This window comes from Streptomyces sp. NBC_00096 (assembly GCF_045041305.1).
Taxonomy (GTDB): domain Bacteria; phylum Actinomycetota; class Actinomycetes; order Streptomycetales; family Streptomycetaceae; genus Streptomyces.
Genome location: NZ_CP108221.1, coordinates 4,602,384 through 4,623,803 on the forward strand (window position 1 = coordinate 4,602,384; position 21,420 = coordinate 4,623,803).

16 protein-coding genes are annotated in these 21,420 nt (G+C 71.8%); 15 read left to right on the plus strand and 1 reads right to left on the minus strand.

Annotated elements, in window-relative coordinates:
* Positions 1-17: 17 nt before the first annotated feature.
* A complete protein-coding gene (locus tag OG904_RS20200; protein ID WP_405492905.1) occupies positions 18-1,082 on the minus strand; it encodes a rod shape-determining protein in 1,065 nt (354 codons plus the stop codon).
* 118 nt (positions 1,083-1,200) lie between these two features.
* On the opposite strand from OG904_RS20200, the gene OG904_RS20205 reads away from it, so the two are divergent.
* From OG904_RS20205 to OG904_RS20275, 15 genes are all read left to right on the plus strand, one after another.
* Positions 1,201-2,715, plus strand: a complete 1,515-nt coding sequence (locus tag OG904_RS20205; RefSeq protein ID WP_405492907.1) for a bifunctional folylpolyglutamate synthase/dihydrofolate synthase — start codon at positions 1,201-1,203, stop codon at positions 2,713-2,715.
* A 3-nt stretch (positions 2,716-2,718) separates the two neighbouring features.
* Entirely contained in the window at positions 2,719-3,084 is a 366-nt protein-coding gene (locus tag OG904_RS20210; RefSeq protein WP_405492909.1) for a DUF4233 domain-containing protein, read from the plus strand.
* A 153-nt stretch (positions 3,085-3,237) separates the two neighbouring features.
* Positions 3,238-3,648, plus strand: a complete 411-nt coding sequence (gene ndk, locus OG904_RS20215; RefSeq protein ID WP_405492911.1) for a nucleoside-diphosphate kinase — start codon at positions 3,238-3,240, stop codon at positions 3,646-3,648.
* Between the two features lie 296 nt (positions 3,649-3,944).
* Complete coding sequence (locus OG904_RS20220) at positions 3,945-4,964, plus strand: rod shape-determining protein (RefSeq protein WP_069923827.1); 1,020 nt, start codon at positions 3,945-3,947, stop codon at positions 4,962-4,964.
* Between the two features lie 184 nt (positions 4,965-5,148).
* The gene (gene mreC, locus OG904_RS20225) at positions 5,149-6,096 is read left to right on the plus strand and encodes a rod shape-determining protein MreC (protein ID WP_405492913.1); all 948 of its coding nucleotides are present in this window, start codon (positions 5,149-5,151) and stop codon (positions 6,094-6,096) included.
* Between the two features lie 12 nt (positions 6,097-6,108).
* On the plus strand, positions 6,109-6,813 hold the full coding sequence (gene mreD / locus OG904_RS20230; RefSeq protein WP_405492915.1) for a rod shape-determining protein MreD: 705 nt from the start codon (positions 6,109-6,111) through the stop codon (positions 6,811-6,813).
* Between the two features lie 13 nt (positions 6,814-6,826).
* Entirely contained in the window at positions 6,827-9,004 is a 2,178-nt protein-coding gene (gene mrdA / locus OG904_RS20235) for a penicillin-binding protein 2 (protein ID WP_405492917.1), read from the plus strand.
* Between the two features lie 6 nt (positions 9,005-9,010).
* Entirely contained in the window at positions 9,011-10,210 is a 1,200-nt protein-coding gene (rodA, locus tag OG904_RS20240; protein WP_405492919.1) for a rod shape-determining protein RodA, read from the plus strand.
* 81 nt (positions 10,211-10,291) lie between these two features.
* The gene (locus OG904_RS20245; RefSeq protein WP_405492921.1) at positions 10,292-11,809 is read left to right on the plus strand and encodes a CHAD domain-containing protein; all 1,518 of its coding nucleotides are present in this window, start codon (positions 10,292-10,294) and stop codon (positions 11,807-11,809) included.
* 73 nt (positions 11,810-11,882) lie between these two features.
* Positions 11,883-13,808 (plus strand): TIGR03960 family B12-binding radical SAM protein, encoded by a 1,926-nt coding sequence (locus OG904_RS20250; protein ID WP_405492923.1) that lies wholly within the window; start codon positions 11,883-11,885, stop codon positions 13,806-13,808.
* 113 nt (positions 13,809-13,921) lie between these two features.
* The gene (locus OG904_RS20255) at positions 13,922-14,185 is read left to right on the plus strand and encodes a type II toxin-antitoxin system VapB family antitoxin (protein ID WP_405492925.1); all 264 of its coding nucleotides are present in this window, start codon (positions 13,922-13,924) and stop codon (positions 14,183-14,185) included.
* A complete protein-coding gene (locus OG904_RS20260; protein WP_405492927.1) occupies positions 14,186-14,608 on the plus strand; it encodes a PIN domain nuclease in 423 nt (140 codons plus the stop codon).
* A gap of 49 nt (positions 14,609-14,657) precedes the next feature.
* Positions 14,658-16,097 (plus strand): hypothetical protein, encoded by a 1,440-nt coding sequence (locus tag OG904_RS20265; RefSeq protein ID WP_405492929.1) that lies wholly within the window; start codon positions 14,658-14,660, stop codon positions 16,095-16,097.
* A gap of 127 nt (positions 16,098-16,224) precedes the next feature.
* Positions 16,225-17,016, plus strand: a complete 792-nt coding sequence (locus tag OG904_RS20270; protein WP_405492931.1) for a TIGR03936 family radical SAM-associated protein — start codon at positions 16,225-16,227, stop codon at positions 17,014-17,016.
* A gap of 234 nt (positions 17,017-17,250) precedes the next feature.
* Positions 17,251-21,348 (plus strand): ribonuclease E/G, encoded by a 4,098-nt coding sequence (locus OG904_RS20275; protein WP_405492933.1) that lies wholly within the window; start codon positions 17,251-17,253, stop codon positions 21,346-21,348.
* Positions 21,349-21,420 lie beyond the last annotated feature (72 nt).

Below are 21,420 nucleotides of genomic sequence, written 5' to 3' on the forward strand. Positions count from 1 at the left end.
GTAGCGCCGGCCCGGCGCTACGCCCGGGCCGGTGCCAGCAGGCTGCTGAGCGTGTCCATGTCCTCCACGCAGCGGCCCGAGCCCAGCGCCACGCAGTCCAGCGGGTCGTCGGCGACGAAGACCGGGATCCCGGTCGCGGAGGCCATCCGCAGGTCCAGGCCGGGCAGCAGCGCGCCGCCGCCGGTCAGGACGATGCCGTGCTCCATGACGTCGCCGGACAGTTCGGGCGGGCACTCCTCCAGGGTGGTGCGCACCGCGGCGATGATCGCCTCGACCGGCTCGTCGAGGGCGGCCCGTACGTCGGCCGCGCCGAGCTGCAGGGTCTTGGGCATGCCGCCGACCTTCTCGCGGCCGCGGACGGTGAAGCCGCGGGTCTCCAGCTCCGGCCGGTCCGGCACGGGCCACGCCGAGCCGATGGCGATCTTGACGTCCTCGGCGGTGCGCTCGCCGATGAGCAGGGAGTGCTCCTTGCGGACCCAGTCGATGATCGCGGCGTCCAGCCGGTCGCCGCCGACCCGCAGCGACCGGGAGGTGACGATGCCGCCCAGCGAGATGACGGCGACCTCCGAGGTGCCGCCGCCGATGTCGACGACCATCGAGCCGCGCGGTTCGGACACCGGCAGCCCGGCGCCGATCGCCGCGGCCATCGGTTCCTCGATCAGGTGAACGGTCCTGGCCCCGGCCCGGGTGGAGGCGTGGATGATGGCCCGCCGCTCCACCGGGGTGACCCCGGACGGTACGCAGACCACCATGCGGGTACGCGTCCGGCGCCCGGGCACGGCCTTGCGGACGAAGTGCCGGATCATCTCCTCGGCGGCCTCGTAGTCGCAGATCACGCCGTCCTTGAGGGGGCGGATCGCGGTGATGGACCCGGGGGTGCGGCCGATGGTCTCCTTGGCCTCGGTGCCCACGGCCAGTGCGGTGGTCGTGCCCGCCTTGACGGCGACCACGGACGGCTCATTGAGGACGATGCCGTGCCCCCGTGCGTAGACCAGGGTGTTGGCGGTTCCCAGGTCGATCCCTATGTCGCGGCTGGAAGCCGTTTTGCTGGGCCCCGTCGTTTCACTGTGCGCCTGCGGCATTTGTTCCCCAATCTCCTGTCCGCAAGGCTTGCATAACGATTGGGTCGCCTTCGCCGCCGAAAGTCCCGAAGCGACCGGGCCGGAAGTCCTCCGGGCCTTCGTCCGTAGACTGGGTCCCGTGAGTACGCAGCAGCCCGAGAGCCACGATGACAGCTTCGACGAGTTCGACCAGATCGTGGCGGAAGAGTCCGACCGCGATCCCGACCTGGCGGTGATCGCTGCGGGCAGCCGCACCCTGCGCGCGCAGGCCGGTCCGCCTCAGGGCGAGCCGGTGCCCGACGTGCCCGCCGACCCCGAGACGGCCAAGGCGCTGCGGGAGGTGGAGCAGGAGCTGGCCGGCCGCTGGGGCGAGACCAAGCTGGAGCCGTCCGTCACGCGGATCGCCGCCCTGATGGACGTCCTGGGCGAGCCGCAGCGCGCGTACCCCTCCATCCACGTCACCGGCACCAACGGCAAGACGAGCACGGCCCGCATGATCGAGGCCCTGCTGAACGCCTTCGAGCTGCGCACCGGCCGCTACACCAGCCCGCACGTGCAGTCGGTCACCGAGCGGATCAGCCTGGACGGGGCGCCGATCACCGCCGAGCGGTTCGTCGAGACGTACCACGACATCAAGCCCTACGTGGAGATGGTGGACGCGGCCGAGGAGTTCCGGCTGTCGTTCTTCGAGGTCCTCACCGGCATGGCCTACGCGGCGTTCGCGGACGCCCCCGTGGACGCGGCCGTGGTCGAGGTCGGCATGGGCGGCACCTGGGACGCGACCAACGTGATCGACGGCGCGGTCGCCGTGATCACCCCGATCAGCCTGGACCACACGGACCGGCTCGGCTCCACCACCGGCGAGATCGCGAAGGAGAAGGGCGGGGTCATCAAGCAGGGCGCCACCGTGATCCTGGCGCAGCAGCCGGTGGACGCGGCGCAGGTGCTGCTGAAGAAGGCCGTGGAGGTCGACGCCACGGTGGCCCGCGAGGGCATGGAGTTCGGCGTCGTCACCCGCGAGGTCGCCGTGGGCGGCCAGCAGCTGACGCTGCGCGGGCTGGGCGGCGAGTACGACGGGATCTTCCTGCCGCTGTACGGCGCCCACATGGCGTACAACGCGGCGGTGGCGCTGGCTGCGGTCGAGGCCTTCTTCGGGATCGGCGCGGACCACGCGCGGGTGCTGGACGTGGACACCGTGCGCAAGGCCTTCGCCTCGGTGACCTCGCCCGGCCGCATGGAGGTCGTGCGGCGCAGCCCGACGGTGGTCCTGGACGCGGCGCACAACCCGGCCGGGGCGCGGGTCACGGCGGACGCGGTGACCGAGGCCTTCGGCTTCAGCCGGCTGATCGGCGTGGTCGGAGCCAGCGAGGGCAAGGACGCGCGCGGGCTCTTCGAGGCCTTCGAGCCGATCTTCGCGGAGGTCGTGATCACGGAGAACACCAGCCACCGGGCGATGTCCGCCGACGATCTGGCGGCCGTCGCGGTCGAGGTCTTCGGCTCGGACCGGGTGCAGGTGGAGCCGCGGCTGGACGACGCCCTGGAGGCGGCGATCACCCTGGCGGAGGAAGAGGCGGAGTACGGAGGGGCCGGCGTGCTGGTGACCGGGTCCGTGATCACGGTGGGCGAGGCCCGCCTGCTGCTGAAGAGGGGCTGAGGGATGCGCACGCTGTGTGCTTCGACGCTGATCGGCGAGTTCTTCGTGATCGGCTTCGCGGGGCTGGTCGCGATGAAGGGGGACCTGGGGCAGGCCACGGTCTGGACGGTCTGCGGGATCGGGATGCTGCTGTCGGTGCTGCTGTGCGGGATGCTCTCGCGCCCCGGGGCCGTGCAGATCGGCTGGGCCCTGCAGATCGGGCTGGTCCTGAGCGGGTTCGTCGTGCCGATGATGTTCTTCCTGGGCGCGGTGTTCGCGGGCCTGTGGTGGTGCTCGATCCACTACGGCCGCCGCATCGACGAGATCAAGGCCCGCTGGGCGGCGCAGGCCGAGGCCGACGCCCAGCCCACCGCCTCCGCCGGGGCCTAGCCCACCGCCTCCGCCGACGCCCAGCCCACCGCCTCCGCCGGGCGCAGCCCGCCGCTCCCGCCGGGGCGTAGCCCGGGAAGGTCCCGTACGGCGGGGTCCCCGGCCCCTGTAGCCTCGTCGGACCGCACCCGTATGCCGCAAGGAGTTACCCACATGACCCAGCGCACGCTCGTCCTCCTCAAGCCCGACGCCGTCCGTCGCGGCCTGATCGGCGAGATCGTCGGCCGCATCGAGCGGAAGGCCGGCTGGACCATTCCCGCGCTGGAGCTGCGCACGCTGGACCAGGCGACCCTGGAAGCGCACTACGGCGAGCACAAGGGCAAGGTGTTCTACGAGCCCCTCATGGGATTCATGGCGAGCGGCCCGGTCGTCGCCCTGGTCGTCGAAGGGGAACGCGTGATCGAGGGTGTCCGCCAGCTGGCCGGACCCACTGACCCGATCGCCGCGGCACCCGGCTCCATCCGGGGTGATTTCGGTACCGTCACCCGGGAGAACCTGATCCACGCCTCGGACTCCGAGGAGTCCGCGGAGCGCGAGCTAAAGCTGTTCTTCCCGGCGCTGTGATCACTCTTTTCTGACGCAACATCAGCCAAATAGCGCTCATGACCTGGGGCGACCGAAGTAATTTCGGTCGCCCTTTGGTATTACCGGGCATATTCGGGAACGCATCGACAGGACACGACGTCACCACTAAGGGGGCGGGTATCCGATCCGGCGGGTTTGCCGGAGTCCCGTCGCGCGATGTCCGTACTTGCGGCACTACGATGGGGCCTCCACCCACACACCCACCTCGCCGACCTGACAGCAGCCGCTATCAACTGGAAGGCCAGACGCTCCTCATGGGGAACAAGGGGAACAACATGTCGTTCATCGGCCGTGACATGGCGATCGACCTCGGGACCGCCAACACGCTGGTGTACGTGAGGGGCCGGGGAATCGTCCTGAACGAGCCGTCCGTGGTCGCCATCAACACGAACACCGGTGGCATCCTGGCGGTCGGCTCCGAAGCCAAGAAGATGATCGGGCGCACGCCCGGGAACATCGTCGCCGTACGGCCCCTCAAGGACGGCGTGATCGCCGACTTCGAGATCACCGAGCGGATGCTCCGGTACTTCATCCTCAAGATCCACAAGCGCCGCTACCTGGCCCGCCCGCGCGTCGTGGTCTGCGTACCCTCCGGCATCACCGGGGTGGAGCGCCGCGCCGTCATCGAGGCGTCCACGCAGGCCGGTGCCCGCCAGGTGCACATCATCGAGGAGCCGATGGCCGCCGCCATCGGCGCGGGCCTGCCCGTCCACGAGGCCACCGGCAACATGGTCGTGGACATCGGCGGCGGCACCACCGAGGTGGCCGTCATCTCGCTCGGCGGAATCGTCACGGCACAGTCCATCCGGGTGGCCGGCGACGAGCTGGACAACGCGATCATCCAGCACATCAAGAAGGAGTACTCGCTCCTCCTCGGTGAGCGCACCGCCGAGCAGATCAAGATCACCATCGGTTCGGCGTACGACCTCGACAAGGACGAGCACACCGAGATCCGCGGCCGCGACCTGGTCTCCGGCCTGCCCAAGACCGTCGTGATCTCGGCCGCCGAGGTCCGCAAGGCGATCGAGGAGCCGGTCAACGCCATCGTCGACGCCGTCAAGACCACCCTCGACAAGTGCCCGCCGGAGCTCTCCGGCGACATCATGGACCGCGGCATCGTCCTCACCGGCGGCGGCGCCCTGCTGCGCGGCCTCGACGAGCGGCTGCGCCGCGAGACGGGCATGCCCATCCACATCGCCGAGGACCCGCTCGACTCCGTCGCGCTCGGATCGGGCAAGTGCGTGGAGGAGTTCGAGGCGCTCCAGCAGGTCCTGGACGCCCAGCCCCGGCGCTGACCGGCCCGCCCCGGAGCGGTGGAGCACGGGCGGAACACGAGCGGAACACAAATGATCCGCCGTACGGGTGCTACCGGGCCCGTACGGCGGATCGTTGATATACAGGCAAGGTCCGGTGCGGCCGCGGCTCCACCGGAGCGGTTTCGCCGCACGGGTATCTATGAGGAAGGCACGGCCGCCGCACGTGAGGGACACACGAGAAAGCCGGCTGCTCCTGGTGCTTCTGATCGCCATCGCGTTCGCGTTGATCACGGTGGACATCAGGACGGGTGAGGAGTCGCCGGTCGACGGTGCCCGGCAGGCCGCCGCCGCGGTCTTCGGGCCGGTCGAGAAGGGCGTGGCGAAAGGGGTCGACCCGGTCGCCAACGCCATAGGGGCGGTACGGGACTCCGGCGAGCGGCACAGCCGCATCGCGACGCTGGAGCGCGAGAACGCGGCACTCAAGGCCAAGCTGGGCAGCGACGACCAGACCCGCAGCCGGATCCGCGAGCTCGACGAGATGCTCAAGCGGGCGGGCGCCGGACAGTACGGCATCAAGGGCGCCGAGGTCATCGCCATAGGAGCGGCCCAGGGCTTCTCCTGGACCGTCACCATCGACGCCGGCAGCAAGGACGGCATCGAGCGCGACATGACCGTCCTCAACGGCGACGGACTCGTCGGGCGCGTGGCCACCGTCGGCCCCGACACCGCCACCGTGGTCCTCGCCAACGACCCCGACTTCACCGTGGGCACCCGTCTGGAGAAGACCGGCGAACTCGGCTTCGCCACCGGCCAGGGCGACCGCTCCCTCTCCGTGCAGATGCTCAACGGCAAGGCCAAGATCAACACCGGCGACCGCCTCGTCACCTTCGGCTCGCGCGGCAACAAGCCCTTCGTCCCCGGTGTCCCGATCGGCGAGGTGGTCAAGGTCGACCCCTCGCGCGGCGACCTGACCCGCACCATCTGGGTGCGCCCCTTCGTCGGCTTCTCGCGCCTGGACATCGTCGGCGTCGTGGTGATGCCCCCGCGCGAGGACCCGCGCGACGCGGTCCTGCCGCCCAAGCCCGAGGCGCCCAAGCCCACCCCGACGGTCACCGTCACCGTCACGCCGTCGCCCGGCGCGTCCGCGTCCGGCAAGCCGGCCGACGAGTAGGAGCCGAACATCATGCGTTTCAACCGGGTCCTGCTCTCGGCCACGCTCGTCGTGGTCGCCCTCGTCATCCAGGTCTCCGTCCTGGGCCGGCTCCAACTCCCCGGAGCCGTACCCGACCTGGTCCTGCTCACCGTGGTCGCCCTCGCCCTCGTGTACGGGTCCGTCGGCGGCGCCCTCATCGGCTTCTCCGCCGGCCTCCTCACCGACCTCGCCCCACCCGCCGACCACGCCGCCGGGCGCTACGCGCTCGTCCTGTGCGTCATCGGCTACGTCGCCGGCCTGGTCCGCCCCGACACCGGACGGTTCCGCTCCGCCTGGGGCCCGATGCTCACCGTCGTCGGCGCCGCCTTCGCCTCCACCCTGCTCTACGCCGGGGTCGGCGCCCTGGTCGGCGACACCGCCGCCCGCCACGTGGGGCTGAGCGGACTGCTCTTCACCGCGGTCCTCTACGACCTGCTGCTCGCGCCGTTCACCGTGCCCTTCATCATGGCCCTCGCCCGCCGCGCGGAGAACGACCCCATGGCCGTCGACGCCAACGGCGGCCCGCCCGCGGGCAAGGACATCGCCTCCGGCTGGCTGGCCGGCGGCACCGGGCTGCGGATCGGCAGCCAGCGGGGCGGACTGCGGATGAAGACCGCCCGCAGCCGCGCCAACCGGGCCGGCCGGATAAAGGGCGTCAAGGGAATCAAGGGTGTGAAGAGCGTCAAGAAGCTGTGAGGGAGGAGTCCACGTGACCAACATTCCGGAGACCGGCCGTACCTCCCGGGTGCGGATCCGGCTCGTGATCATCCAGGTCCTCGTCTTCTCCCTGCTCCTCACCCTCGGCGGGCGCCTCTGGTACCTCCAGATCCGCAACGGCGACGAGTACTCCGACGAAGCCAAGAACAACCACGTCCAGCAGGTGGTCCAGCCCGCCGTGCGCGGCTCGGTCCTCGACGCCCGCGGGGTCGCCCTCGCCGACAACGAGACCCGCCTCGTCGTCTCCGCCAGCCGCACCGAGCTGATGAAGATGAAGGACCGCGGCAAGGACGTGCTCTCCCGCCTCGCCGGGGTCCTGGACATGAAGCCGCAGGACGTCACCGACAAGGTCCGGCTCTGCGACAACCAGACCCCGCAGCCCTGCTGGAACGGCTCCCCCTACCAGCCCATCCCGGTCACCAACAAGGCCACCACCCAGCAGGCCCTCCAGATCCGCGAGCGCCCCGAGGACTTCCCCGGGATCACCGCCGAGCCCACCGCCGTACGCCGCTACCCGGCACCCGGCGGCGCCAACACCGGCCAGGTCCTGGGCTACCTCGGCCCGGTCACCGACAACGAGATCATCAGGGCGAAGACCACCAACTCCCCGTTCCTGCGCTCCGACCAGGTCGGCCGCTTCGGCATCGAGCGCACGTACGACAAGGAGCTGCGCGGGAAGTCCGGCGTCACCCGCTACGAGGTGGACAACCTCGGCCGGGTCATCGGCATGGCCAGGAACGACCCCGCGGTCCCCGGCGCCAACCTCGTCACCAGCATCGACGCCCGCGTCCAGGGCGTGGCCGAGTACGAGCTCAACGCGGCCATGCTGGAGGCGCGCAAGCAGATCGACCGCAACACCGGAGTCCCCTACAAGGCCGACGCCGGCGCCATCGTCGTCCTGGAGTCCCGGACCGGCCGGGTCGTGGCCATGGCCTCCAACCCCACCTACGACCCCAACGTGTGGGTCGGCGGCATCTCCGGCAAGGACTACGCCAAGCTCACCGCCAAGGACTCCAACGTCCCCCTCATGAACCGGGCCATCCAGGGCCAGGCCGCCCCCGGCTCCATCTTCAAGGTCATCCCGACCGCGGCCGCGGTCAACGCCGGATACGAGTTCGACGGCAACTACCCCTGCCCGAGCTCGTACTCCATCGGCGGCCAGGTGTTCAAGAACTTCGAGTCCCAGGGACACGGCTCGATCACCCTCGGCCGGGCCCTCGAAGTCTCCTGCGACACCGTGTTCTACGCACTGGGCCACAAGGAATGGCTCAAGGACGGCGGGCTCAAGCCGAAGAAGAACCCGGCGCAGATCTTCTACAAGACCGCCCACCAGTTCGGCCTCGGCGCCGAGACCCACATCGACCTGCCGGGCGAGGAGAAGGGCCGGGTCCCCGACCGCGAGTGGAAGCAGCGGTTCTGGGAGGCCAACAAGGACGGCTGGTGCAAAACCGGCAAGAAGGGCGGCACCTACGTCGAGCTGCTCTCCTACGAGAACTGCCTCGAAGGCAACCTCATGCGCGCCGGTGACGCCGTCAACTACTCCATCGGCCAGGGCGACACCCTCGTCACCCCGATCCAGATGGCCACCATCTACGCGGCCATCTCCAACGGCGGCACCATGTGGAACCCCACCATCGGCAAGGCCATCGTCAGCGCCGACGGAAAGCACATCGAGGAGATCAAGCCGCAGGCCCACGGCAGGCTCCCGATGACCGAGGTCACCCGGCAGAAGATGGTCGCCGCCCTGGAAGGCGTCGCCACCCGGGGCACCGCCGCCTGGCGCTTCGGCGGCTGGCCGCAGAAGCAGATCCCGATGCACGCGAAGACCGGTACCGCCGAGGTCTACGGCAAGCAGACCACCTCCTGGTTCGCCACCTTCACCGACGACTACACCATCGTCATGACGATCTCCCAGGGCGGCACCGGCTCCGGAGCCTCCGGCCCCGCCGTCCGCAACGTCTACAACGCCATCTACGGTCTCGACATGGCAGGCAAACAGGACCCGAAGGCCGCCCTGCTGCTGCGCCCCGAAGCCAAGCTCCCCACCATCCAGGCCGACGGCTCCATCGACTCGCCCGCGATCAAGCCGTACGTGCCCCCGTCCCCGGAAGACCTGGCGCCGCCCCCGCTCGCCGGGCCGCCCGCCCCGCCCGCAGCACGGCAGGACTGAACCCTGATGCAGACCGCGAACAAGTTCTCCGTATCCCGGTACGCGCCGGAGCGGGGAGCGATGGCCAAGCTCACCGCCCGCGACTCCGTGGTGCGCCGGCTCGACTGGCCGATACTCCTCTCCGCGCTGGCCCTCTCCCTCATCGGCGCCCTGCTGGTGTGGTCGGCGACCCGCAACCGGACCTCGCTGAACAACGGGGACCCGTACTACTTCCTCTTCCGGCACGCCATGAACACCGGCATCGGCCTCGTGCTGATGATCGCCACCGTCTGGCTCGGCCACCGCACCCTGCGCGGCGCCGTACCGATCCTGTACGGGCTCTCCGTCCTGCTGATCCTCGCCGTGCTCACCCCGCTCGGCGCCACCATCAACGGCGCCCACGCCTGGATCGTCATCGGCGGCGGCTTCTCGCTCCAGCCCTCCGAGTTCGTGAAGATCACGATCATCCTGGGCATGGCCATGCTGCTCGCCGCCCGGGTCGACGCGGGCGACCTCACCCACCCCGACCACCGCACCGTGGTCAAGGCGCTGTGCCTGGCGGCCGCCCCGATGGGCATCATCATGCTGATGCCCGACCTCGGCTCCGTCATGGTCATGGTCGTCATCGTGCTCGGCGCCCTGCTGGCCTCCGGCTCCTCCAACCGCTGGGTGCTGGGCCTGCTGGGCTCGGGCGCGGCCGGCGCCATCCTGATCTGGCAGCTCGGCATCCTCGACGAGTACCAGATCAACCGCTTCGCGGCCTTCGCCAACCCCGAACTCGACCCGGCCGGCGTCGGCTACAACACCAACCAGGCGCGCATCGCCATCGGCTCCGGCGGCCTGACCGGCTCCGGGCTCTTCCACGGCTCCCAGACCACCGGCCAGTTCGTGCCCGAGCAGCAGACCGACTTCGTCTTCACGGTGGCCGGCGAGGAACTGGGCTTCGTCGGCGCCGGGCTGATCCTGGTCCTGCTCGGCGTCATCCTCTGGCGGGCCTGCGTCATCGCCCGCGAGACCACCGAGCTGTACGGGACCATCGTGTGCGCCGGGATCATCGCCTGGTTCGCCTTCCAGGCCTTCGAGAACATCGGCATGACCCTCGGGATCATGCCCGTGGCCGGGCTCCCGCTGCCGTTCGTGTCCTACGGAGGATCGTCGATGTTCGCCGTGTGGGTGGCCATCGGACTGCTCCAGTCGATCAGGGTGCAGCGGCCGATGTCGGCCTGATCCATCGGTTCCGGAACCGGTTTTCCGCCGCACCTCCCGTTTCCCTTCCCGCCGTGATCCGTACAGGACTACGTTCGATCCATGGCGGACACGAAGCGCGAGATCGAGCGCAAATTCGAGTTCAGGAGCAACAAGGCCGGACGGCGCGGGGTGCCGGACCTGACGGGCACGGCCGCCATCGCGGCCGTCACCGACCAGGGCACGGTCGACCTCGACGCCGTCTACTACGACACCCCCGACCAGCGCCTCGCTGCCGACGGACTCACCCTGCGCCGCCGCACCGGCGGCAAGGACGCGGGCTGGCACCTCAAACTGCCCGTCTCCCCGGGCGTGCGCGACGAGATCACCGCCGCCCTCAGCGACACCGTCCCGGCCGCCCTCACCGAACTGCTGCGCTCCAGGGTCCGGGACACCGCCCTGGAACCACAGGTCAGGCTGGTGTCCTCGCGCAAGGTCAGCCACCTCCTCGACGCCCAGGGCCTCCTCCTCGCGGAGCTGTCCACCGACGCGGTCCTGGCCGAGCGCGAGGACGTCACCGCCGCCTGGACCGAGGTCGAGGTGGAACTCGCCGACGGGGCCGACCCGGCACTCCTCGATGCCGTGGAGAAGACGTTCCGCAAAGCCGGCCTCCACGTCTCCGCCGCCCCCTCGAAGCTCGCCCGGGCGCTCGCCGAGACCTCCGCCGAACCCGCGCCACCCGTCCTGGGCGGCGGCCCGGAGGGCACCGCGGGCGCGTACGTCCTCGCGTACCTGCGCGAACAGCGCACCACCCTGATCAGCCAGGACCCCGCCGTACGCCGCGGCCTGCCCGACTCCGTCCACCAGATGCGGGTCGCCACCAGGCGGCTGCGCAGCGCCTTCAAGACCTACCGCCGGATCCTGGACCCCGCCGAGACCGGCCCCATCGGCGAGGAACTGCGCTGGCTCGCCGCCGAGCTCGGCGTCGACCGCGACCGGGAAGTACTGCTGGAACGGATCCAGACCCGGCTCGACGAACTCCCGCGGACCCTGCTGCTGGGCCCGGTCCGCGGCCGCCTCAAGGTCTGGAACACGGCCCGCCGCACCGGCTCGCGCCGCGCGGCCCTGGCCGCCCTCGACAGCCGGCGCCACCTGGCCCTGCTGAACGCCCTCGACGCCCTGCTGGCCGACCCGCCGCTGCTCAAGGCCGCCGCCCGGCCCGCCGAAACCTCCCTGCCCGCGGCGGTCCTCGGCGACTGGGAACGCCTCGCCGTCCGGGTCGAAGGCGCGCTCGCCCTGGACCCCGGCCAGGAGCTCGACCTGGCCCTGCACGAGGCCCGCAAGGCGGCCAAGCGCGCCCGCTACGCGGCGGAGGCCGCGGCCCCGGCCCTCGGCAAACCCGCACGGCGCCTGGCCAGGGCGGTGAAGTCGGTCCAGACCCTGCTCGGCGACCACCAGGACAGCGTGGTCGCCCGCGACGCCCTGCGCGCCCTCGCCGTCCAGGCGGCGGGCGCGGGGGAGTCCGCCTTCACCTGGGGCCTGCTCTACGCCCGCGAGGAGGCGCTGGCCGAGCGCCGCGAGCGGGAGCTGCCCCAGGTGTGGGCGGCGGCAGCGGCGCCCGCGCTGGCCCTGCGCGGCTGATCTTGCGGGCGGGGGGCGGCCGGGGCCCGGGGTACGCTTGAGAGTCGCCCCCTGCCCGCTTCACGAAAGTCGCGTGATGACCGAGTCGGTCTTCCCTCAGCTCGAAGCCCTGCTTCCGTACGTCCAGAAGCCGATCCAGTACGTCGGCGGTGAGCTCAATTCCACGGTCAAGCCCTGGGAGAGCACCGACGTCCGCTGGGCGCTGATGTACCCGGACGCGTACGAGGTCGGACTCCCCAACCAGGGCGTCATGATCCTCTACGAAGTGCTGAACGAGCGCGAGGGCGTGCTCGCGGAGCGCACCTACAGCGTCTGGCCGGACCTCGAAGAGCTGATGCGCGAGCACAAGGTGCCGCAGTTCACCGTCGACTCCCACCGTCCGGTCGGGGCCTTCGACGTGTTCGGGCTCTCCTTCTCCACCGAGCTCGGCTACACCAACATGCTGACGGCGCTCGACCTCGCGGGCATCCCGCTGGAGGCCCGCAACCGTACGGTCGACCACCCCATCGTGCTCGCGGGCGGCCACGCGGCCTTCAACCCCGAGCCGATCGCCGAGTTCATCGACTGCGCGATCATCGGCGACGGCGAGCAGGCCGTCCTCGACATGACCGAGATCATCCGCACGTGGAAGGCCGAGGGCCGCCCGGGCGGACGCGAAGAGGTCCTCTTCCGTCTCGCGAAGACCGGCCAGGTCTACGTGCCGGGCTTCTACGACGTCGACTACCTGCCCGACGGCCGCATCGCCCGCGTCGCCCCGAACAAGTCGGGCGTCCCGTACCGCGTGTCCAAGCACACGGTCATGGACCTCGACGAGTGGCCCTATCCCAAGCAGCCCCTGGTCCCGCTCGCCGAGACCGTCCACGAGCGCATGTCCGTGGAGATCTTCCGCGGCTGCACCCGCGGCTGCCGTTTCTGCCAGGCCGGCATGATCACGCGCCCCGTGCGGGAGCGAAGCATCACCGGCATCGGCGAGATGGTGGAGAAGGGCCTCAAGGCGACGGGCTTCGAGGAGGTCGGCCTCCTCTCCCTCTCCTCCGCGGACCACACCGAGATCGCGGACATCGCCAAGGGCCTGGCCGACCGCTACACGGACGACAAGGTGGGCCTGTCCCTCCCGTCGACCCGCGTGGACGCCTTCAACGTGGACCTGGCCAACGAGCTGACCCGCAACGGCCGCCGCTCCGGTCTGACCTTCGCCCCCGAGGGCGGCTCCGAGCGGATGCGCAAGGTCATCAACAAGATGGTCTCGGAAGAGGACCTGATCCGGACGGTCTCCACGGCGTACGGCAACGGCTGGCGCCAGGTGAAGCTGTACTTCATGGTCGGCCTGCCGACCGAGACCGACGAGGACGTCCTCCAGATCGGCGACATGGCGGTCAACGTCATCGCCAAGGGCCGCGAGGTCTCCGGCCAGAACGACATCCGCTGCACGGTGTCGATCGGCGGATTCGTGCCGAAGCCGCACACCCCCTTCCAGTGGGCGCCGCAGCTGTCGGCGGAGGAGACGGACGCCCGCCTCGGCAAGCTCCGCGACAAGCTCCGCGGGGACAAGAAGTACGGCCGCTCCATCGGCTTCCGCTACCACGACGGCAAGCCCGGCGTCGTCGAGGGCCTGCTGTCCCGCGGCGACCGCCGCGTCGGCGACGTCATCCGCGCCGTGTACGAGTCCGGCGGCCGCTTCGACGGCTGGCGCGAGCACTTCAGCTACGACCGCTGGATGGAGGCGGCCGAAAAGACGCTGCCCGCGCACGGGGTGGACGTGGCCTGGTACACGACCCGCGAGCGCACCTACGAGGAAGTGCTCCCCTGGGACCACCTCGACTCCGGCCTGGACAAGGAATGGCTCTGGGAGGACTGGCAGGACGCCCTCGACGAAACCGAGGTCGAGGACTGCCGCTGGACCCCGTGCTTCGACTGCGGGGTGTGCCCTCAGCTGGACACGAGTATCCAGATCGGTCCCACGGGCAAGAAGCTGCTGCCTCTCACGGTCGTGAAGTGACCTCGGGCTGAGCCCGCCCCGTCTATGCCCCCCACCGGGATCGGTAGGGGGCATATTCATTCGACCGCTGGATTATCGTTCCTGCGATTGACGTGAGCGGATATCCTGGGGGAGTGCGTGGAGGAATACTCCACATCTGCTGCCAGGAGGTGGCCGGCATGGCCAAGACGGTGATCGACATCGACGAGGAAGCCCTCGCGCTGGCGATGGAGGCTCTGGGTACCACCACGAAGAAGGACACGGTCAACGCGGCGCTCGAGGAAATAGGAGCACGGCTGCGTCGTGAGCGTGCACTGGAGAAGCTCATCGCTCTGGCTGACGAGGGCGCGTTCGACGCACTCACCGAGCCGGGCTTCGAAGACGAGGCGTGGCGCTGAATGACCGGACAGCAGTTCTTGATCGACAAGTCCGCTGCGGGGCGGATCCTTCGCCCCGGCGTTCGCGAAAGTTGGGTCGAGACCCTGAAAGCCGGACGTATCTCGCTCTGCGAGCCGACCGAGTTCGAGATGCTCTTCTCGGCGCGATCGGCGCAGGACTACCAGCGGACCAAGGCTCAGCTGCGTGACCTGTTCGGCTGGCGCCCGGTACCCGGGGACGGCTGGCAGCAGATCCTCGATCTGCAGGAGGCGTTGGCGCAGCGGGGTACCCATCGCTCCGCGAGCGGCACCGATCTGTTGGTCGCGGTCACAGCACGGGCGCACGGACTCACGGTGCTGCACTACGACCGTGACTTCGACACGATCGCCGGTGTCACCGAACTCAGCGCGCAATGGCTGGCCGATCCCGGATCCATCGACTGAAAGGCGCCCCCGGCGCAACGGCTTGGGGGTGTGGTGTGTCCTTAGCGGCATGGAACTGGAGAAGTCGCAGTCGGTGCCGCAGGGTGACGGCTGTCTGGTGGGGGTCGTCCGGGTACCCGTGAAGGTCGTGGCGGTGCTGGTCGTGCTGCCCGTGCGGGTGGTGTGGGACCTCCTCGTCGCCTTCGGGCGGATGCTCAACCGGCGGGTGCTCGGGCCGGCCGGGCGGGGGCTGCACTGGTTCCACGAGCGGGCCGTGCGGCCGGTGTTGCGGGGGCTGGGGCGGGCGCTGGCCGTCCTGCTGAAGCTGGTGTTCGTGTGGCCGTGGGTGGGGCTGTGGCGGTACGCGTTCGTGCCCGCCGGGCAGGGGCTGGCGTGGCTGGGGCGGGCCGTGCGCTCGTACCTCCTCCTCCCCGCCGGGAGGGGGATCCTGTGGATCGCCGGGGCCGTGGACGCGTACGTGTTCCGTCCCGTCGGGCACGCGGTCGTGTGGCTGGGCCGGGCCGTGGGGACGTACCTGCTGCGGCCGTTGGGTGACGCGCTCGCATGGACGCTGCGCGGGCTGGGCCGGTATCTGCTCCTTCCCCTGGCCAAGGGCGTCGCGTGGGTCGTGTGGGCCCTGGTGATGGTGGTGTTCGTGTGGCCCTGGGTCGGGCTCTGGCGCCACGTCCTCGTGCCCGGCGGGAGCGGGCTGCTGCGGTACCTGCTCAAGCCCGTCGCGGCGGGGACCGCCTGGCTGCTCGTCGGTGCGTACCGGGTCGTGGTGCGTCCTGCGGCCGTTGGGTTGTACGTCCACGTGCTCGCCCCCGTCGGGAGCGCGGTCGCCTGGTTCGTGCCGCGCGCACTCATGGCCGTGTTCGTCTGGCCGTGGGTGGGGCTGTGGCGGTACGTGCTCGTGCCCGCCGCGCAGGCGGTGGCCCGGCTGGCGCGCGGCGGCGGGGCCGTGGCCGCGTGGCTGGGGCGGGCCCTGTTCGTGTGGCCGTGGGTCGCGCTGTGGCGGTACGCCGTACGGCCCGGGGCGGTCGGCGCGTACCGGTACCTCCTCGCGCCCGCCGGGCGGGCGCTGTACGCGTACGTGCTCGCACCGCTCGGGCGGCTGCTCGTCAGTGCCTGGCACCTCGCGGGGCGCGTGAGCCGGGCGCTGGGGCGCGGACTCGTGTGGCTGTGGCGCTGGCTCGTGGTCAGGCCCGCGGGCTGGCTGCGCCGGCACGTGCTCACCCCGGCCGCGAACGCCGTCCGTGCGGCGCGGGCCGCCACCGGCCGGGCGGCCCGCGCCGCCCACCGGCACGTCCTCGCCCCGGCCGGCCAGGTCGTCCGCGAGGTGTGGCGGACCTCCCGCCTCGCGGTGCGCGAGGCGCGGGCCGACGTACGGCGGGCGCTGTTCGGGGAGCCGGCCGGGGAACCGCCGAGGTCACGGGCGCGTACTCTGGGTAGTAACACAGCCGCAGGCGACACGCCCGCCCCCGAGATCTCCCTGCGCGAGCAGGGGTGAGCCGGAGGGCACGGCGTGGCCGGCAGGCCCCACAGACATCAGGGTGACGCGCGAGCCGCGGAGCCCCGCACAAGGAGATGAACCACTGGGCAAGCGACAGCCCGAAGGCCCGCCTCCCGCACCTGTAGTGCAGCGCATCCGCCTGCGCTACACCAAGCGCGGCCGCCTCCGGTTCACCAGCCACCGTGACTTCCAGCGCGCCTTCGAGCGGGCCCTGCGCCGCTCCGAGGTCCCCATGGCGTACTCGGCCGGCTTCACCCCGCACCCCCGCGTCTCGTACGCGAACGCCGCCCCGACCGGGACCGGCAGCGAGGCCGAGTACCTCGAGATCGCCCTCGCCGAGCCCCGCGACCCCGCGAAGCTGCGCGAGCTGCTCGACGAGTCGATGCCCGTCGGCCTCGACATCATCGACGCCGTGGAGGCCCACACCTCCGGTCTCGCCGAGCGGCTGACGGCCTCCGTGTGGGAGCTGCGCCTGGACGGCGTGGACCCCGCGGACGCCGTACGGGCCGTGGAGGCCTTCCTCGCGGCGGAGGCCGTGGAGGTCCAGCGCCGCACCAAGAACGGCATGCGGACCTTCGACACGCGCGGCGCCGTGGTCAGTCTGGAAGTGGTTCCCGCATCGGCCACCGCCCCGGCTGATAGGCCCCTGGACAATGCTTGTGCGATACTGCGGCTGGTTGTTCGGCATCTGACACCTGCCGTGCGACCCGACGACGTCCTGTCCGGTCTCCGAACCGTGGCCGACCTAACGCCGCCGGTCCCCGCTGCGGTGACCAGGCTGGCGCAGGGGCTCTTCGATGAGGAGTCCGGCACGGTGACCGACCCGCTCGCGCCCGACCGCGAGGCTGTCACGGCCGCCCCACCCACGGTGGCCGTAGCCGCCGACGCGAAGGCGCCGGAAGGTCCCGCCGCGTAGGGATCGTCGTCGTCGCGCAGCCCTGGGACTCGGGAGCCACCTGGGTCGGGCCGCGCACAGACCTGAAGACTTCCGCCAGGCCGTACGAACTACCACGTACGGAACCGGCGGCCATTGAACTGAGCTCCCGTGTGGCGAACGCGCCCCGGAGGCCGGCCCCGCTCTCATTGTGCGGAGCCGTGCCGGACCGGAAGTCAGCCGCGGCGCCCGGGAGCGTGACGGGAGAAACCCCGCATGCTCAACAACGAAAACGACAGCAACAACACCGCCGCCGACAGTGGCAGCCCGAGCGACAACCTGCCTCCGCGCAGGCGCCGGCGTGCCGCGTCCCGGCCCGCCGGTCCCCCCGGTGGTGCGGTGGCCGCCGCCGAGGCCGCTCCCGCTCCCGTGGCAGCGGCACCCGCCGAGGAGGCCGCTCCGGCCGCCGCCCCGGCCCGTACCCGTCGCCGTGCGACCCGCGCCGTGACGGCTCCTGAGGTGCCCGTCGCCGAGGCCGCGCCCGTCGCGGTCGCCGAGGCTCCGGCCGTCGCGGCCGCCGCCCCCGTGGCCGCTCCGGCCGCGGAGGAGTCCGCCGCCCCGGCGCCCCGTGCCCGTCGTCGTGCGACCCGCGCCGTGACCAATCCCGAGGTGCCCGCCGCCGAGGCCGCGCCCGTCGCGTCCGCTGCCGTGGTGGAGGAGGAGCCGGCTGCTCCGGCCGCCGCCCCGGCCCGTACCCGTCGTCGTGCGACCCGCGCCGTGACCGCTCCCGAGGCGCCTGCCGCCGAGGCCGCGCCCGTCGCCGTCGCTGCCGTGGTGGAGGAGGAGCCCGCTCCCGCCGCCGCCCCGGCCCGTACCCGCCGTCGTGCGACCCGCGCCGTGACGGCTCCTGAGGTGCCCGTCGCCGAGGCCGCGCCCGTCGCGGTCGCCGAGGCTCCGGCCGTCGCGGCCGCCGCCCCCGTGGCCGCTCCGGCCGCGGAGGAGTCCGCCGCTCCGGCCCCCCGTGCCCGCCGCCGTGCCACCCGCGCCGTGACCGCCCCCGAGGCGCCCGCTGCCGAGGCCGTCGTGGAGGAGGCTCCCGCCGCGGCTCCGGTCGCCGCCGCCAAGGCCACCGTCACCGTCGCCGACGCCGTGGACTCCCCGAAGCGCGGCGGCCGCCGCCGCGCCACCCGTTCCACCACCGCTCCGGCCGCCGCCGCGCAGCCCGTGGCCCCCGCCGCCGAGGCCGAGGCGCCCGCCGCGCCGGCCCCGTCCAGGGGTGGCCGCCGGGCCGCGCGTCCCGCCGTCGCCGTGTTCCAGGCTCCGGTCTTCGCCGAGCCGATGTTCCAGACCCCGGAGACCGCGGCCATGATGGCCGCGGCCGCCGCTGCGGCAGCCCCGGCCGAGGAGGCCGAGGAAGAGGAGATCGAGCTCGTCGAGGCCGAGGTCGAGGCCGAGGTCACCCAGGCCCCCGCCGCGCAGCCGGCCGGCCGTCGCCGCCGCCGCGGTCGTGGCGCCGCCGAGACCGCCGCGCCCGCCGCCCCGGCTCCGGCCGCCGCCGCGCCGTCCGGCCCGGTCTCGCTGGCCGACGTGGAGCTGGTCGAGGAAGAGGCCGAGAGCACCGAGCTCGAGGGGTCCGAGGAGGACTTCGACGAGTCGGGCGACCGCCCGTCGCGCCGTCGCCGCCGCGGTGGCCGCCGTCGCCGTCGTGGTGAGGCCGCCGACCTCGACGAGTCCGCCGAGGAGGAGGCCGAGACCGAGTCCGCCGAGGAGGCCGACGAGGAAGAGGCCGATGAGGACGAGGAGAACGGGGCCCTCGGCTCCAGCTCCAGCCGTCGTCGCCGTCGCCGTCGCCGTCGCAGCGGTGACGGTGGTACCGACGCCGATGCGGGCGAGGACGACGGTGTGCGCACCGTCGTCAAGGTCCGCGAGCCGCGTCCGGCGCGCGAGCGCTCCGAGGCCCTGTCCACCTCCTCCGACGAGGTCCAGTCCATCAAGGGCTCGACCCGTCTGGAGGCGAAGAAGCAGCGCCGCCGCGAGGGCCGTGAGCAGGGCCGCCGCCGCGTCCCGATCATCACCGAGGCCGAGTTCCTGGCGCGCCGCGAGGCCGTCGAGCGCGTGATGGTCGTCCGCCAGTCCGGCGAGCGCACCCAGATCGGTGTCCTCGAGGACGACGTGCTCGTCGAGCACTACGTCAACAAGGAAGAAGCCACCTCGTACGTCGGCAACGTCTACCTGGGCAAGGTCCAGAACGTGCTGCCGTCGATGGAGGCCGCCTTCATCGACATCGGCAAGGGCCGCAACGCGGTCCTGTACGCCGGTGAGGTCAACTTCGAGGCGCTCGGCATGGCCAACGGGCCGCGCCGCATCGAGTCCGCCCTCAAGTCCGGCCAGTCGGTCCTGGTGCAGGTCACCAAGGACCCGATCGGCCACAAGGGCGCCCGCCTGACCAGCCAGGTCTCGCTGCCCGGCCGCTACCTGGTCTACGTGCCCGAGGGCTCGATGACCGGCATCAGCCGCAAGCTGCCCGACACCGAGCGCGCGCGTCTGAAGACCATCCTCAAGAAGATCGTCCCCGAGGACGCGGGCGTCATCGTGCGCACCGCCGCCGAGGGCGCGAGCGAGGACGAGCTGCGCCGTGACGTCGAGCGTCTGCAGGCCCAGTGGGAGGACATCCAGAAGAAGGCGAAGCAGATCTCGACCTCTTCGCCGAGCCTGCTGTACGGCGAGCCGGACATGACCGTCCGCGTCGTGCGCGACATCTTCAACGAGGACTTCACGAAGGTCATCGTCAGCGGCGACACCGCCTGGGAGACCATCCACGGCTACGTGAACCACGTGGCCCCGGACCTGGCCGACCGGCTGTCGCGCTGGACCTCCGAGGTGGACGTCTTCGCGACGTACCGGATCGACGAGCAGCTCGCCAAGGCGCTCGACCGCAAGGTGTGGCTGCCCTCGGGCGGTTCGCTTGTGATCGACAAGACCGAGGCGATGATCGTCATCGACGTCAACACCGGCAAGTTCACCGGTCAGGGCGGCAACCTCGAGGAGACCGTCACCAGGAACAACCTGGAGGCGGCCGAGGAGATCGTGCGCCAGCTGCGGCTGCGCGACCTCGGCGGCATCGTGGTCATCGACTTCATCGACATGGTCCTGGAGTCCAACCGCGACCTGGTCCTGCGGCGCATGCTGGAGTGCCTGGGCCGTGACCGCACCAAGCACCAGGTGGCCGAGGTCACCTCGCTGGGTCTGGTCCAGATGACCCGCAAGCGGGTGGGCCAGGGTCTGCTGGAGTCCTTCTCCGAGACCTGCGTCCACTGCAACGGGCGCGGTGTGATCGTGCACATGGAGACCCCGACCGTGGTCGGCGGCGGTGGCAACGGCAAGCGCTCCAAGCGTCGCGGCGGTCGCGACGGCGGGCACGAGCACGACCACGAGATCGAGGCCGTGGAGACCGCCGAGGGCGATGTCTACGAGGTCGAGTCCGAGGAGGAGGTGGCTGCCGAGGCCGCCGCCCCCGTCGCGCTGCCCGAGCCCTCCTTCGTCGCCGACGAGGAGCTCTACAGCAGCCCGGCCGAGGCCGAGGCCGCTGCCGGAGTGAACGGCCGCCGCAACCGCCGCCGCGCCACCCGCAAGGCGACCGCTCCGGCGGGCGCCCCGCGCGGTGCGGTGGACCGGACCCCGGCGGCCGCGGCCCCCGTGGCCGAGCCGGTGGCCGAGGTCGTCGAGGCCGTCGAGCCCGAGGTGGCGGTCGTCGCCGAGGTCGTCGAGGCACCCGAGGCCGTCGTCGTCGCGGAGCCGGTGGCGGAGGAGGCCCCCAAGGGCCGCACCCGCCGGCGTGCCACCCGGAAGGCGACCGCTCCGGCGGGCGCCCCGGCCGAGGTGGCCCCGGCTGCGGAGCCGGTCGTGACGGCCCCCGTGGCCGAGGCGGAGCCCGAGGCCGAGCCGGCGCCGGTCGTCGTGGAGGCCCCGGCCGAGGTCCAGGCCGAGCCCGTGGCCGAGGCCGCGCCGGCCCGTCCGCGCCGCCGTGCCACCCGTAAGGCCACCGCACCGGCCGGTTCCCCGGCGGGCGCCGAGGCGGCCGTGCTGGTCGTCGAGGCCCCGGTGGAGACCCCGGCCGAGGCCGTCGTGGAGGAGGCCGCCCCGGCGGCTCCGGCCAAGAAGGCGGTCCGCAAGACGGCCGCCAAGAAGGCGACGACGACCGCGGCGAAGAAGGCCCCGGCCAAGAAGGCGACGGCCGCCAAGAAGACCGTCGCGAAGAAGGCGGCGACGGCCAAGACGGCCGCGAAGAAGACCGTGGCGAAGCGGGCGACGAAGAAGACCGCGGCGGCCGAGCAGCAGACGCTGCCCTCCGTCTCGGCTCCGACCGAAGCCTGATCCGCTCGCAGGCTGTGGGCCCCGCCGTGTGGCGGGGCCCACAGCCCCCCGGGCCCGGTTTGACCCTCTGGA